The organism is Asanoa iriomotensis (assembly GCF_016862515.1).
Taxonomy (GTDB): domain Bacteria; phylum Actinomycetota; class Actinomycetes; order Mycobacteriales; family Micromonosporaceae; genus Asanoa; species Asanoa iriomotensis.
This window is the reverse complement of the sequence record NZ_BONC01000032.1, coordinates 56482-70273: the sequence shown is the minus strand read 5'-3', so window position 1 is coordinate 70273 and position 13792 is coordinate 56482. Positions and strand designations below refer to the sequence as shown.

General features: G+C 70.7%; 10 protein-coding genes. 5 read left to right on the top strand and 5 right to left on the bottom strand.

Going from position 1 to position 13792, the window contains the following annotated elements; translation table 11 throughout:
- Nucleotides 1-90 precede the first annotated feature (90 nt).
- Complete coding sequence (locus tag Air01nite_RS22415) at nucleotides 91-2076, top strand: LVIVD repeat-containing protein (RefSeq protein ID WP_203704856.1); 1986 nt, start codon at nucleotides 91-93, stop codon at nucleotides 2074-2076.
- Nucleotides 2077-2280: 204 nt separating this feature from the next.
- Complete coding sequence (locus Air01nite_RS22410) at nucleotides 2281-2967, top strand: DUF305 domain-containing protein (protein ID WP_203704854.1); 687 nt, start codon at nucleotides 2281-2283, stop codon at nucleotides 2965-2967.
- Between the two features lie 715 nt (nucleotides 2968-3682).
- On the opposite strand, the gene Air01nite_RS22405 is transcribed toward Air01nite_RS22410, so the two are convergent.
- Nucleotides 3683-7990 (bottom strand): galactose-binding domain-containing protein, encoded by a 4308-nt coding sequence (locus tag Air01nite_RS22405; RefSeq protein WP_203704852.1) that lies wholly within the window; start codon nucleotides 7988-7990, stop codon nucleotides 3683-3685.
- Nucleotides 7991-8162: 172 nt separating this feature from the next.
- Nucleotides 8163-8522: a hypothetical protein gene (locus Air01nite_RS22400; protein WP_203704850.1), complete on the bottom strand. Its 360-nt coding sequence runs from the start codon at nucleotides 8520-8522 to the stop codon at nucleotides 8163-8165.
- Between the two features lie 281 nt (nucleotides 8523-8803).
- On the opposite strand from Air01nite_RS22400, the gene Air01nite_RS22395 reads away from it, so the two are divergent.
- Both Air01nite_RS22395 and Air01nite_RS22390 read left to right on the top strand, forming a co-directional pair.
- Nucleotides 8804-9454, top strand: coding sequence for a TetR/AcrR family transcriptional regulator (locus Air01nite_RS22395; protein ID WP_203704848.1), 651 nt, complete (start codon nucleotides 8804-8806; stop codon nucleotides 9452-9454).
- Complete coding sequence (locus Air01nite_RS22390; protein ID WP_203704846.1) at nucleotides 9447-9716, top strand: DUF1905 domain-containing protein; 270 nt, start codon at nucleotides 9447-9449, stop codon at nucleotides 9714-9716. Before Air01nite_RS22395 ends, Air01nite_RS22390 begins: the two co-directional genes overlap by 8 nt.
- Here Air01nite_RS22390 and Air01nite_RS22385 read toward each other — a convergent pair.
- The 3 genes from Air01nite_RS22385 to Air01nite_RS22375 all read right to left on the bottom strand — a co-directional run bounded on the left by Air01nite_RS22385 (nucleotide 9700) and on the right by Air01nite_RS22375 (nucleotide 13209).
- A complete protein-coding gene (locus Air01nite_RS22385) occupies nucleotides 9700-11886 on the bottom strand; it encodes an MMPL family transporter (protein ID WP_203704844.1) in 2187 nt (728 codons plus the stop codon). The genes Air01nite_RS22390 and Air01nite_RS22385 overlap by 17 nt on opposite strands.
- A 1-nt stretch (nucleotide 11887) precedes the next feature.
- On the bottom strand, nucleotides 11888-12427 hold the full coding sequence (locus Air01nite_RS41615; protein ID WP_203704842.1) for a TetR/AcrR family transcriptional regulator: 540 nt from the start codon (nucleotides 12425-12427) through the stop codon (nucleotides 11888-11890).
- 62 nt (nucleotides 12428-12489) lie between these two features.
- A complete protein-coding gene (locus Air01nite_RS22375) occupies nucleotides 12490-13209 on the bottom strand; it encodes an isocitrate lyase/PEP mutase family protein (RefSeq protein WP_203704840.1) in 720 nt (239 codons plus the stop codon).
- 121 nt (nucleotides 13210-13330) lie between these two features.
- On the opposite strand from Air01nite_RS22375, the gene Air01nite_RS22370 reads away from it, so the two are divergent.
- Complete coding sequence (locus Air01nite_RS22370; protein ID WP_203704838.1) at nucleotides 13331-13711, top strand: VOC family protein; 381 nt, start codon at nucleotides 13331-13333, stop codon at nucleotides 13709-13711.
- Nucleotides 13712-13792: the final 81 nt, after the last annotated feature.

The following is a 13792-nucleotide window of genomic DNA, read 5'->3' as shown; positions in this document are numbered from 1 at the left end:
TGATGTCCACTGTTCGATATAACGTGTGCGCAAAGACGCGGTCGTTACCCGTCCGTCACCCTTGGGTCCCCTGCCCCCGAGAGGCTCCACATGGCACTCACCGTCAGAAAGGGCGTCGTCGCCACCGCGGCCGCTCTCCTCGTGCTGGCGTTCACCCCGGGCGCCGCCGCCGCTGATCCGGATCCCCGGATCGGGCTGGGCGGTGGCTGGCTCGATGCCGAAGAGGCCGCCAGCAACCTCGAACACCTGGCACACGTCGACAAGCCGGCCGGCAACTTCGACCCGGCCAACCCGTCGAACTTCTCCTACGTCGCCTCCGACCTCGCCTTCAAGGGCGACGTCGCCTTCATGGGCGGCTACAACGGCTTCACCGTCCTGGACGTCGCGAACCCGTCCGCACCGTCCATCCTGACCACGGTGGTCTGCCCCGGCGGCCAGGGTGACGTCTCCGTCTACGGCAACCTGCTCTTCATGTCCGTCGAGGAGACGCGCGGTCGCGTCGACTGCGGCACCAACCCCGCGGTCGGCACCCGGTTCCAGGGCGTCCGGGTCTTCGACATCAGCAACGTGAGCAACCCGCAGCAGGTCGCCGCCGTGCAGCTCTGCCGTGGTTCGCACACCCACTCGCTGGTGACGAAGCCCGGCGACAACGACAACGTCTACGTCTACGTGTCCGGCACCGCGGGTGTCCGCAACGACATGCCGGCCAGCTGCAACAACAACCCGGCCTCCGGCGTCGACCCGTCGCGCTGGCGGATCGACGTCATCAAGGTGCCGGTCGCCAACCCGGCGGCGGCCGCCGTGGTCAGCGGCCCGCGGCTGTTCACCAACCCGGAGACCGGCGCGGTCGACGGCCTGCAGAACGCGCCGCAGACCCCGCGACACCCGTCGGGCAGCAACTGGAGCCCGTCGCCGGTCACCGACGCCTGCCACGACATCACGTCGTACCCGGCGCTCGGGCTGGCCGCCGGTGCCTGTGAGGGCAACGGCATCCTGATCGACATCTCCGACCCGGCCAACCCGAAGCGGCTCGACGAGGTCGCCGACCCGAACTTCGCGTACTGGCACTCGGCGACGATCAACAACGACGGCACCAAGGTCATCTTCACCGACGAGTGGGGCGGTGGCACCGGTGCCCGATGCCGCGACACCGACCTGCCCGAGTGGGGTGCCAACGCCATCTTCGACATCGTCGACGGCAAGATGCAGTTCCGCAGCTACTACAAGCTGCCCGTGCCGCAGGCACTGGTGGAGAACTGCGTCGCGCACAACGGCTCGCTGCTGCCGGTCCCGGGCCGGGACATCCTGGTCCAGGCCTGGTACCAGGGCGGTATTTCGCTGATGGACTTCACCGACTCGGCCCACCCGAAGGAGATCGCCTTCTTCGACCGCGGCCCGGTCAGCCCCACCGCACTCTCGCTCGGTGGTTTCTGGTCGGCCTACTGGCACAACGGCCAGATCTACGGCAGTGAGATCGCGCGCGGCTTCGACACGTTCGGCCTCAAGCCGAGCGCCGACCTGAGCGCCGCCGAGATCGAGGCGGCGCGCGAGGTCCAGGTGGTGGAGACCAACCCGCAGCACCAGGAGAAGTTCAGCTGGGCGGCCAGCCGCGCCACGGCCCGGGCCAAGTTCGACCAGCTCGCCCGCACCTGCACGACGACGATCACGGGCACCCGCAACGGCGGCCTAGTGGTCGACGGGGTGACCTGCCTCGACGGTGCCACCGTCCGGGGTGCGGTCACGGTGCGGCCGGGTGCCTCGCTGCTGGCGATCGACTCGTCGTTCAGCGGTGCGGTGTCGTCGGCCAACGCCGCGGCCGTGCACCTCTACAACACCTCGGTCAGCGGTGCCATCTCGGTGAGTGGCACGACCGGCAGCCTCGCGGTCGTCGACTCGACGATCCGGGGTGCGGTCTCGCTCAGCGGTGCCAACACGCCGGGCTTCGCGACCGTGGTCGCCGGCAACCAGGTGAGCGGTGTGCTCTCCTGCTCCGGCAACACCCCCGCGCCGATCAACGTCGGCGCGGCCAACGAGGTGCGTGGACTGGCCGCCGGCCAGTGCGCCGCGCTGGACTGAACGCCGCACGTGGCGCCCGCCTCAGCTCCCCCCGCTGACCGGGCGCCACGCCGGTGGCGCGCCAGGGCGGCCGGTTCTCCGGTCCGCTAGGTGCGTCCCTGTTCAGGGCGCCCGTCCCTGCTCCCCCCGCAGGGGCGGGCGCCCTGTCACCGATCTGTTCGCTGTTACACCGAACTGCTTTTGCAAGATGAGGGTTTCGCTCAGATGCAGTCCAACCGCCGTGTCGTCCTCGTGTCGCTGGTGGCCGCCGCGCTGATCGCGGGAGCCGTCGGGATCTCGATCGCCGCGAACCGCGACGACAAGCCCGCCGCCACCGCCACCCCACCGTCGCCCGGCCGGGTGGTCCAGCCGGGCGCTCCCGGCCAGGACTCCCGCACCCTCTCCCCCGACGATCTGGCGCGGCTGTCCGCGCCGCCGCACTCGGCCGCCGACGCCGAGTTCATGCGCAAGATGATCACGCACCACTCGCAGGCGCTGGAGCTGACCGCGCTGGTCGCCGGCCGCAGCCCGAGCCAGGACATCCCGCAGCTCGCCAAGCGCATCGAGGTGTCGCAGAAGGACGAGATCGCCCAGCTCCAGCAGTGGCTGCGCGACCGGGGCGAGGCGCTGCCCGAGCCGCACGCCAACCACGTCGGCCACGGCGGCCTGATGCCCGGCATGCTCGACGCCACCGACCTGACCGCGCTCGCGGCGGCCAACGGCCCGGCGTTCGACAAGCTGTTCCTGCAGCTGATGATCCGCCACCACGAGGGCGCGATCACGATGGTCCAGCAGCTCTACCGCGACGGCGGCGGCGTCGAGTCAGCCGCGGACCGGGTGGCCCGCGAGGTCAACGCCGACCAGTCCATCGAGGTCCGCCGCATGAACGACATGCTCGCGAAGCGCGCCTGACCGATCCCGGTTCCACATCGCTTCGTCGCTGTCGGCGTCACACGAGCGGTGGCACGGCGCCCCGATCGCCTGCCGACGCGCTGGCCCGCTTCGCGACACCGCTGGCCGCGGTGGACGTGGGCCGACCTGGTCCGCCGCGACTACCCTTTCCACCAGCGCCGCCCTACCGCCGAGGCTGAACGCGTGCTCGGCAAGCGGTGGTCCGGCCTCGTGACCGGCACGAACGGGGTTCCGCGAACTTTCCCGGTCCAACAAGGTTCGTCGTCGACGACTAGACGATCAATTCCAAGGGTTGTCGGGACAGCGAACCGACGTCGATCAGCCAGCCCGGCCCGGGTCGGGCCGGCCTTGGCCATGATCGTGTGTACCTCATCGGATCAGGACAACCCCGCTTACCTGATCAGGTGTGCGGGATCAGCTAACCCGCCGGTGTGTCGCGCAGACCAACCGCACCGGATCATTCGACGCACGCCGCCCCCGGCTGGCCAGCCGCACACGATCAGCCCCGGACGGCCTGAAGCGCAGAGGATCAACCGGCCATCGGGCCGACCGAACCGCCGCAGGCGACCGACCGCCCGGACCGCTCCTTCCACCGACGCTGCCCCGACGGCCGACGCTGAACACGCCGGAGGCGACTCACCGCCGGACCACGCCTCCTGAAAGCGCGGCGTCGCTCCCCGGGGAGCGGACCCACCGGGGAGCGACGACCGGATCTTCAGTTGATGACGAACTGGGTGCCCGGCTCCCGGACGATGTCCCCGGTCGCCGAGTTGGTGATGGTCACGTTTGACAGCGTGGCGGTGCCCTGCGCGCCGCTCATCGCGAGGATGCCGGCGCCGTTGTTGGACTTGTCGATCCGCACGTTGCTGATCGTCGCGGTGACCCGCCCGCCGCCGGTCTTGAACTGGATGCCGTCGTACGTGGAGTCGACGATCTCCGAGTCCCGGATGACGACGCCCGGTATGCCGGTGCTCGGTGCGAACAGCGTGATCGCGCCGAACTCCTGCGCCTCACCCCAGAACGCGCCGCCGCACCGGTAGAGGCCGTTGTTGGCGATCGTCGTCGTGCCGCTGAACGGGATCGGCGAGTGGTCGGTCGCCAGCATGATGCCGGGGTAGTTCATCGTGTCGTACACGAGGTTGTTCTCGATGGTGTTGCCGTAGCCGCCGTAGATCGCGATGCCGTTGGCCCGCCACGGAAGCTGGATCGTGTTGTTCGTGAAGTGGTTGTCGTGCCCGATGTCGACCGACTGGTCCTTGACGTACGTGCTGGACCAGACCGCGAGCGAGTCGTCGCCCGTCGTCCGGAACGACGAGTTGAACACCGTCGAGTTGCGCGTGCTGTTGGCGAAGTTGATGCCGTCTGCGTACGTGTCGCGGATCCGCATGCCGGAGAACTCGATCCCGTCGCCCGGGTTCCAGTAGGCCGGCGTGTCCGAGTAGTCGCGGCCGACCCAGGCGCCGACGTTGACGTGCTCGATCCACACATTGTTGATCTTCGTGTTCTTGCCCAGCCGGCCGTTGATGCCGTGGCCGCGGGTGTTGCGGTTGGTGGTCATCCCGAAGATGGCCAGGTCGGAGATCTGCGTGTTGTCGTCGATGTCGAAGCCGACGTTGCCCTCGTGCGGGTGGTTGATGTTGCCCTGCACGTTCTGCGGCTCGGTGTTCGTGTAGAGCTTCGTGTGCCACATGCCGGCGCCGCGGATGACGGCGTTGCGGATGCCCTTCTGGTTGTAGCCGGTGCGGGTCGGGTCCGGCGAGAGGATCTTCTGCTCCTGCCGCCACTGCCCGGCCGGGATCCAGACGCAGGAGATGACGCCGTTCTCGTCGTCGGTGACCGCACGCTGGATCGCGCCCGAGTCGTCGACGTTGTCGTTCGGCACCGCGCCGTAAGACGTGATCGAGGTGCATCCGGCCGGCTGGCTGAGCGGCGGCGCGACCTGCTCCAGGTCGATCAGGTCGATGTAGTAGAACGCCGCGTCGTCACCGGAGTCACGCTGCAGCTTGAAACGCGTGCCCACCGGGTACGAGGACGCCAGCAGCGCCTGCGACTCGTCGAAGAGCCGGCGGGCGTTGGCCTGCGGCGTGTTCGACAGGCCCTCGGTGTCGTCGGTCAATCCGTAGAGCCAACTGTTGCGCGACGAGAGCGTCAGCTTCTGCACGAACTGGTCGTTGGCGTAGAGGCTGATCGTCGCGGTGGTGCCGCCGCCGCTCGCCGAGTCCGGGATCGAGTTGCGCACCACGATCGAGTTGGTCGGCACGGTCGAGGTGAACTGCACGTACTGGCCCTGGCTGGACAGCCGCACCGACTTGCGGCCCGACGACTCGGTGCCGAAGTTGGTGTGCCCGAACGTGCGCAGCGCGTCGGCCTCGACCAGCGTGCCGGTGAACTGGCCGTTCTCCGCCTCGTAGGAGGTGAACGGCACCGCGGCGCCGCGACCGACCACGATGGACTGTGTCCGGGTGTTGTTGCCCTCGTTGGTCTCCGCCACGACGTTGGTCGCGTCGGCGGTCGCCGTGATGGTCGCGCCGCCGCTGGTCGCGGTCCAGGTGCCGGTGACCGCCACCGTGGCGGTGGCACCCGCGGCGATGGTCGCCGTGTTGGTGTTCAGCGTCGTCGAGCCGACCGTCAGCCGGGTGACGGACGCGGCCGCGGCGGTCGTGCCGCGGTTGTTGACGCTCACGGTGAAGGAGACCGCCGCGCCGACGGCCGGGTTCGACGGGTTGGACGTGATCCCGGTGACCTGCAGGTCCGGCCCCGGAGCCTGGGCGACCACGAGTTGGCTCGGCGCCGTGAAGGTGTTGTTGGCGTCGTTCTGCTCGATGACCGTGTTGGTCGGGTCGGCGACCGCCGAGACGGCGTAGGAGCCCATCGAGCGGGTGCCGGCGTTGAACGTCACCGTCGTGTTCGCGCCCGCGGCCAGCGCCGGCACGTTGGCGCTGCCGACGACGAGGCCGCCCAGGTTGAAGTTGACGGTGGTCGCGGCGGCCGCCGCGGTGCCGACGTTCTGCACGGTGGCCGACAGCGTGATCGCGCTCGTCTCGTTGGGCTGCGCCGGGGTCCAGCCCACCGCGCTGACCGTCAGGTCCGGGTTCGGGGCCGGGGTGCCGCAGACCTCGAACTCCGCGACCTGGCCGCTCGGGGCGCCCGTGTTGGAGGTGAACCGCAGCCGCACGTCGGCCACGGTCGCCGAGACCGGGATCGCGACCACGTTGTTGCCCTGCACGAACTGGTAGGGGGCCGCCGACACCAGGCTGGTGTACGTCGAGCCGGCCTGGTCACGACCCAGGACCTGGATCGTCTGGGTACGGGTGCCCCAGGCGGCGTCCGGGTTGAGCTTGACGTTGACGCCCGTGACGACGTGGTTGGCGCCGAGCGCGACGGTCAGGTCCTGCGGGTAGCTCGCCGCGCCCTCCCAGTAGGTGCCGACCTGCCCGTCGTTGGCCTTCTCGGGTGTGAAGGTGAACGTCGAGCCGGTCGCGGTCATCGTCTTGCCGGGCGCGACGTTGGTGCAGCCGGGCGGCTGGGTGCCCGTCCGGGTCACGGTGTTGCTGTTGCCGGACAGGTTGCCGGCGTTGTCCCGGGCCCGCACGAAGTAGGAAACCGTGGCCGTCGCCGGCTGGGTGTCCTGGTAGGACGTGCCGGTGCCGGCGGTCGCGATCTGCGCGCCGTTGCGGTAGACGTTGTAGCCGGCCAGCCCGCTGCCACCGGTGTCGGTGGACGCGCCCCAGTTGAGGGTGATGGTCGTGCCGCTCACGGTGTAGGACAGCGTGCCCGGCACGCTCGGCGGCATGGTGTCGCCGGGCTGGGTGCCGGTCCGGGTCACCGTGTTGCTGTTGCCGGACAGGTTGCCGGCGTTGTCCCGGGCCCGCACGAAGTAGCTCACCGTCGCGGTCGCGGGCTGCGTGTCCTGGTAGGACGTGCCGGTGCCGGCGGTCGCGATCAGAGTGCCGTCGCGGTAGACGTTGTAGCCGGCCAGCCCGCTCCCGCCGGAGTTGTCCGTGGAGGCACCCCAGTTGAGGGTGATCATCGTGCCCGACACGGTGTACGACAGCGTGCCCGGGACGCTCGGCGGCGTCGTGTCGGTCGGCGGTGGCCCGCCGGGGCCGTACACCTCGAGCTCGGAGAGCTGGCCCGCCGGCCACCCGCTGTTGGCCGTGATGGTGATCCGCACGTACCGCGTGCTGGCCTGGGTGAAGGTGATCGTGACCGAGTTGCCGGCCACGGCGGGGTTGAACGTGTAGGTCTGCGACCCGACCAGCGTGGTGAACGACGTCCCGTTGGTGCTGCCGGACACGCTCAGCGTCTGCGTGCGGGTGCCCCAACCGGAGGCGGGCAGCTTGAGCACGACCCGGTCGACCGTCTGCGCGCTGCCGAGGTCGACCTGGACGAACTGCGGGAACGCGTTGTTCGCGCTCTCCCAGTAGGTGCCCTGGTTGCCGTCGACGACGTTGCCGGAGCCGTAGACGTCGGCGTGACCGCTCTCGGCCGTCGGCCGGCCCTGTGCGAGGTTGCCGGTGCCGCCGGAGCCGGCGCCGTAGATCTCCAGCTCGGACAGCTGCGCCGCGCCCCAGCCGGTGTTGGCCGAGATGCTGGCCCGCACGTACCGGGTGGTCGACGCGGTGAAGTTGATCGTCACGGCGTTGCCGCTGCCCGGGTTGAACGCGTAGGAGGTGGCGGCGACGAGCGTGCTGAACGTGCTGCCGTTGGTGCTGCCCTGGAGGGTGACCGTCTGGTTGCGGGCGCCCCAGCCGCCGGGCAGCTTGAGCACGACCTGGTCGATCGCCGTGCTGGCGCCGAGGTCGACCTGCGCCCACTGTGGCAGCGCGCCGGAGCTCTCCCAGTAGCTGCCAGCGTTGCCGTCGTTGAGGTTGCCGGCGCCGAAGCCGCCGTTGGTCGAGCTGGCCGAGGCGGTCTTGCCGAGCGCGAGGTTGGGGCCGCCGGCGGCCTGCGCCGGCACCTGCCAACCCATCGTGAACAGGGCCGCCGCGAGGGCGGCGGCCGCGAGTCGGGTACGTCTCATCGCTGTCCTTTTCGCAGTGGGGACTTCTCCCCGGGGGCGACCGGGGAGGGGCGGAAGTCGGCACAGAGCCGGTGGAACGGCTTTGGAGCGAAGTGCTGCGCGAAAATTTCAGGTGCTTGTCGCAATCTTGCGGCAAGTTGTGCGCCAGGTTACCGACGTGCTACGGAACCCGTCAACGGGTGGACGCCAATCGATGCGATTCGAGCGAGATGTGCGGGGCGAGCGCCCGCAGGAAGTCCGGCGCGTCGAACATCTCGCCCGCGGAGGCGACGCCGGTCGTGCTGGTCCGGCCGTCGAGGATCCGTTGGACGGCCTCGACGGCGAGCGGCGCGGTGACCGCGTAGATGTCCCGGCCGTGTGCCGTGCGGCGGCGCTCTTCCGCGCCCCTGCGCACCCGGACGTCCACTGTGAACGTCTGCGCGGACCGGCCCCGGTCGTCGACCGCGACGGGCGCCGCGGCGCCGGCCAGGTCGTCCGCGGCAGCGGTGGTCAGGTAGGTGCGGACCTCGGGGATGGCCAGGTGGCTGGGCACGGCGACGACCCTACGCCGGGATTTCCACCGGGCCCTCGGCGTCGCACCGGACGCCTACCGGCGCACGTTCCGCGGCGCGTGACCGTCGTCGGCGCGCGCCGGTGGCGTGGTCGCGCGGACCGCCCCCTCATGGGCGTTCCCGCCGGCAGACCGGCCGGTTTCCCCGGTCGCCCCGGTCCGCGCGGCCGCGCCGGCCGCTCCGGTGTGGACAGATCTTTGGTGTACGCTGTCCACATCCGCAATGTTGACACCGTACACCAGGTTCCGGGAGGCTTCCAGAGGTGCGGGCTAGGTCGTATCACCACGGTGACCTGCGGACCGCGCTGATCACGGCCGGCCTGCGGGCCGCCCGGTCCGGTGGGGCCGCGGCGCTGGGGATGCGGGAGCTCACCCGGGCGGTCGGCGTGACGCCCAACGCCGCCTACCGGCACTTCGCCGACCGGAACGCGCTGGTGCGGGCCGTGGCCGCCGAAGCGCAGGAGCTGGTCGCGCGCGCGATGCACGAGCGGATCACCGGGATCAACCCGGACGCCTCCCCCGCGCAGGCCGCCGTCGACCGGCTGCGCGCGGTGGGCCTGGGTTACATCCACTTCGCCCGCACCGAACGCGGCTGGTTCGAGCTGGCCTTTCTCACCCAGGAGGCGGGCCCGGTGGCGGCACCGCCGCCCTACCAACTGCTGGTCGACGCGCTCGACGGCCTGGTGGCGACCGGTGTCCTCACGCCGGAGCGGCGGGCCAGCGCCGAGTGGCCGTGCTGGTCGACCGTCCACGGCTTCGCCGACCTGGCCACCCGCGGCCCACTGCGACACCAGGACCCGCGGGTCGTCGACGCGGCCGCCGCGCGGGTCGTCGACACCGTCATCCGTGGCCTGGGCGTCCCGCCCGCGCTGCTGCTGCGTACCCCAGCCGATGGAGGATCCGAGAATGCCTGACACCCTCGACGCGACCTTTACCGCACCGATCCTGGCCGACGGGGCGTTCGCGACCTACATCGAGCTGCCGGGCTCGCACGAGCTGCTCGGCACCCGCAAGCCCGTCAAGGTCAGCGGCACGATCGACGGTCACCCGTTCGACGCGACGCTGATGCCCTCCGGCCAGGGCCCGCACTGGCTGCCGGTGCGGGCCGCCCTGAAGAAGACCGTCGGCAAGGAGGCCGGCGCACAGGTGACGGTCCGGCTCACCGCCCGCCGCTGACGCCGGCTCCCACCGAGACCCGGGGCTCCGGCTCGACCAGCTCCGCGCGGAGCCTCTCGCCCTCGATGTCCACATTGGGCAGTGCGCGGTCGAGCCAGCGCGGCAGCCACCAGGCGGCGCGGCCGAGCAGCGACATCACCGCCGGCACGATGGTCATCCGCACGACGAACGCGTCGATCGCGACGCCGAGGGCCAGGGCGAAGCCGATCGACTTGATGATCGGGTCGTCGATCAGCACGAAGCCGGCGAACACGCTGATCATGATCAACGCGGCGGCGGTGACCACCCGGGCACCGTGGCCCAGACCGGAGATCGTCGCCTGCTGCGCGCCGGCTCCGTGCACGTGGTCCTCACGCATCCGGGAGACCAGGAACACCTCGTAGTCCATCGCGAGCCCGAACAGGATGCCGACCAGCAGGATCGGCAGGAAGCTGATCAGCGGGCCGGGCGTGCCGATGCCGAGCAGCCCGGCCAGGTGCCCCTCCTGGAAGATCCAGACGGTGATGCCGAAGGTCGCGCCGACCGTGAGCAGGAAGCCCAGAGCGGCCTTGACGGGCACGAGGACAGAGCGGAAGACCAACATCAGCAGGAGTACGGAGAGGCCGACGACGATCAGCAGGTAGATCGGCAGCGCGTCGGCGAGCTTCTCCGACACGTCGACGCCGACGGCGGTCTGGCCGGTCACCGCGACGTCGGCGGCACCGAGGCCGTGTGTCTTCGCGCGGACGTCGTGCACCAGGGTCTCGGTGCTCTCGGCGGTCGGACCCTCCTTGGGGATGATGCCGAGCAGCGCGGTGCGCTGGTCACCGCTGAGCGTGGGCGGGGTGACCGCGACCAGGTTGGGCGTGCCCTCCAGCGCCGGGCCCACCTGTCGCACCGCGGCCGCGGTCCGCTCCGCCGAGTCGCTGGTGACGACCACGGTCAGCCGGCCGTTGAAGCCCGGCCCGAAGCCCTCGGTGACGAGGTCGGCGGCGACGCGGGCGGGCGTACCCTCGGGACCCGATCCGGCGTCCGGCAGCGCGAGCCGCATGTCGGCGGCGGGCAGCGCCAACGCGCCCAGGCCGACGATCCCGACCAGGATGACGGGTACGCGGGCGCGGGTCATCAGCCGGGCCCACCGGAAGCCGAAGCCCTCCCGCGGCGGCCTCGGCGCGGTGCCACGCTGCTTGCGCGGCAACACCTTCCGGCCGGCGAACCCGAGCAGCGCGGGCAGCAGCGTGATCGCGACGAGCACCGCGACCGCCACGGTGCCGGCGGCGGCCAGACCCATCGCGCTCAGGAACGGGATGCCCACCACCGCGAGCCCGGCCAGCGCGATCACCACGGTGACGCCGGCGAACACGACCGCGGAACCGGCCGTGCCGACCGCGCGCGCCGCCGCCTCCTCGGGGTCCAGCCCCTCGGCCAGGTGCTGGCGGTGGCGGGACGTGATGAACAGTGAGTAGTCGATGCCGACCGCGAGGCCGAGCATCAGCGCCAGCACGGGCGTCACGTTGGTCATCTCGACGACGCTGCTCAGCGCGTAGATGCCGGCCATGCCGGCGCCGACGCCGATCAGCGCGTTGAGCATGGTCATCCCCGCGGCGACCAGCGAACCGAACGTCACCAGCAGCACGACCAGCGCGATCGCCACACCGATGCCCTCGGTGCCGCCGACCTCGGGCGCGGAGTTCATCACCTCGCCGCCGTGGCCGACCCGCAGCCCGGCGGCCTCGGCGCGCGCACCGGTCTCCTCGTACGCGGCGCGCTGTGCCTCGGTGAGCTCGTCGGCGCGGCCGGCGAACTGCACCTGGACCAGCGCGTACCGCGTGTCCTGGGAAATGGCCCTGGCTTCGAACGGGTCGACGGCGCCGACCACACCGGGCAGTTCCTTCGCCTCGCCGACGAGGTCCTTGACCGCGGCGGTGAGCGGCGGGTCGGTCAGCGTGGCCCCCTCGGGCGCGGCCACGACGATCAACCCGACCGCGCCGCTGCCCTCCGGGAACTCGTGCCGGAGGGAGTCGATGGCCCGCTGGGACTCGGTGCCCGGCATGGTGAAGTTGCTCGACGTCGGCCCCTTGAAGGCCAGCGCGGCGCCGCCGAGCGCGACGAGCAGCGCGAGCCAGAGCACGACAACCAGCCGGCGGCGGCGGTACGAGGCGCGGCCGAGCCGGTAGAGCAGCGTAGCCATGTCAGTCCTTCCCGGGGATGAGAGCGCGGCGGGCGACGGCGACCAGGGCCGGGCGCAACTCCACCGCGTCGGTCTTGTCGTCGATGACCACGGCGGCGATGCCACCGAGCACCACCTTGGCGGCGGTCTGGTCGGCGGGGTCGGCCGAGCGGCCGGCGAACCCGGCAACGAGCGCGTCGGTCAGCTCGCGCACCCGGTCGAACGCGGGTTCCTGCAGGAACTGCGGAGTCACGTCGTAGATCAGCGCGACCTCGCGCCGGTAACGGAGCACGAGGTCGACGAAGCCGTCGATGGCCGCGTCCCGGACACCCTTGTCGTCGACGCCGGCGAGCCGGGCCACAAGGTCGATCAGCGACTGCCGGGCGGGCTCGACGAGGGCGAGCAGGATCGCGTCCTTGTGCGCGAAGTGGTAGAGCAACGTCGCTTTCGAACACCCCACCTCGGCGGCGATGTCGTGCAGCGACGTGCCCTTGAAGCCGTACCGCGTGAACAGCTCCGCGGCGACCCGCAGGATCTCGTCACGCGTCCGGATGCGAACCACGGGTTCATTGTTCCTGACCGCTCGGTCAGATTCTGACCGAGCGGTCAGGTTGGTGGCTCAGGTCACACGTGTGGGTGACCCGCCAGGATGTCCCGGGCCGCTTTCTCGATCGCCGCGAACGCCGCGAGGGTGATGGCGGGCCCGACGCTGACGCGGGCGACGCCGAGGTCGGCCAGTTCCTGGACGCTGGGTGATCCGGTGCCGATCATGACGTTCAACGGAACGTCTTTCGGAAGGGCCGCGATGGTCTCTTCGTCGGTCACACCGGGCACGAAGATGCCGTCGGCGCCGGCTTCGACGTAGGCGGCCGCGCGGTCGAGGGTCTCGGCGAGCCTCGTCGCCGGGTCGCCGATCTCGCGCAGGTAGGTATCGATCCTTGCGTTGATGAACAGGTCGGTGCCGGCGACGCCGCGCGCGGCGCGGATCCGCGCGGCGTGCTCTTCTCGTGTCGCGGTGCCGTCCTCGATGTTGACCCCTTGGGCGCCCGCCGCCAGCACGCCGCGGATGGTCCCTTCGACATCGCCGTAGCCCGCCTCGACGTCGGCGGTGACGGGAATCTTGACGGCGGCGACCACCTGAGCGATCACCTCGAGCGCGGCCTGCTGTCCGAGTCCTCCGTCGTCGGTGGTGCCGAGGCTGATGGCGACGCCGTAACTGGTGGTGGCGATAGCGGCGGCGCCGGCCTTCTCGATGATCCGCGCACTGGCGGCGTCCCAGGCGTTGGGCAGCACGAGGGGTTGACCGGGTCGGTGGTGAAGCGCGCGGAAGTCCTGCAGTGTCATGCCGTCCAGCCAACCGGGGTGGGCCGCCGCGGTCCGGCGGTTATCGGACTTCTACCGGTCGCCCAGCCTCTCCAGCTCGATCACATCCGCGGGACCAGCCAGCCCGGTACGCTCCTGACCCGTGGTCAGCCGAGTGGGCGACATCATCATCGACTGCAACGATCCGGAGTTGCTCGCCGGCTTCTGGTGTGCGGTCCTGGGCTACCGGATTTTCGCCCGCGACGAGACCGGGGTGGCGATCCGAGGGGCGACGGTCAGTCCGGACATCCTGTTCATCCGCGTCGACGAGCGCAAGACGACGAAGAACCGCCTGCATTTCGACGTGTGCCCGGCCGACCGCGAGCAGGACGAGGAACTCGGTCGGCTGCTCTCTCTCGGCGCCAAGCGCTCAACCATCATCGGCAGCGGCTCGTGGGTGGTCCTGGAGGACCCGGAAGGCAACGAGTTCTGCCTGATGTCCAAACGAATCCCGCCGGAACCGGCCCCCTTCCACGAGGCGTAAAACAGGCGTGCGCAGGTTCGAACCCCCAGCGGGATACAGCCCACAACTGCGCACCGTCCGGACGGTTGGCAGCGGGTGTGG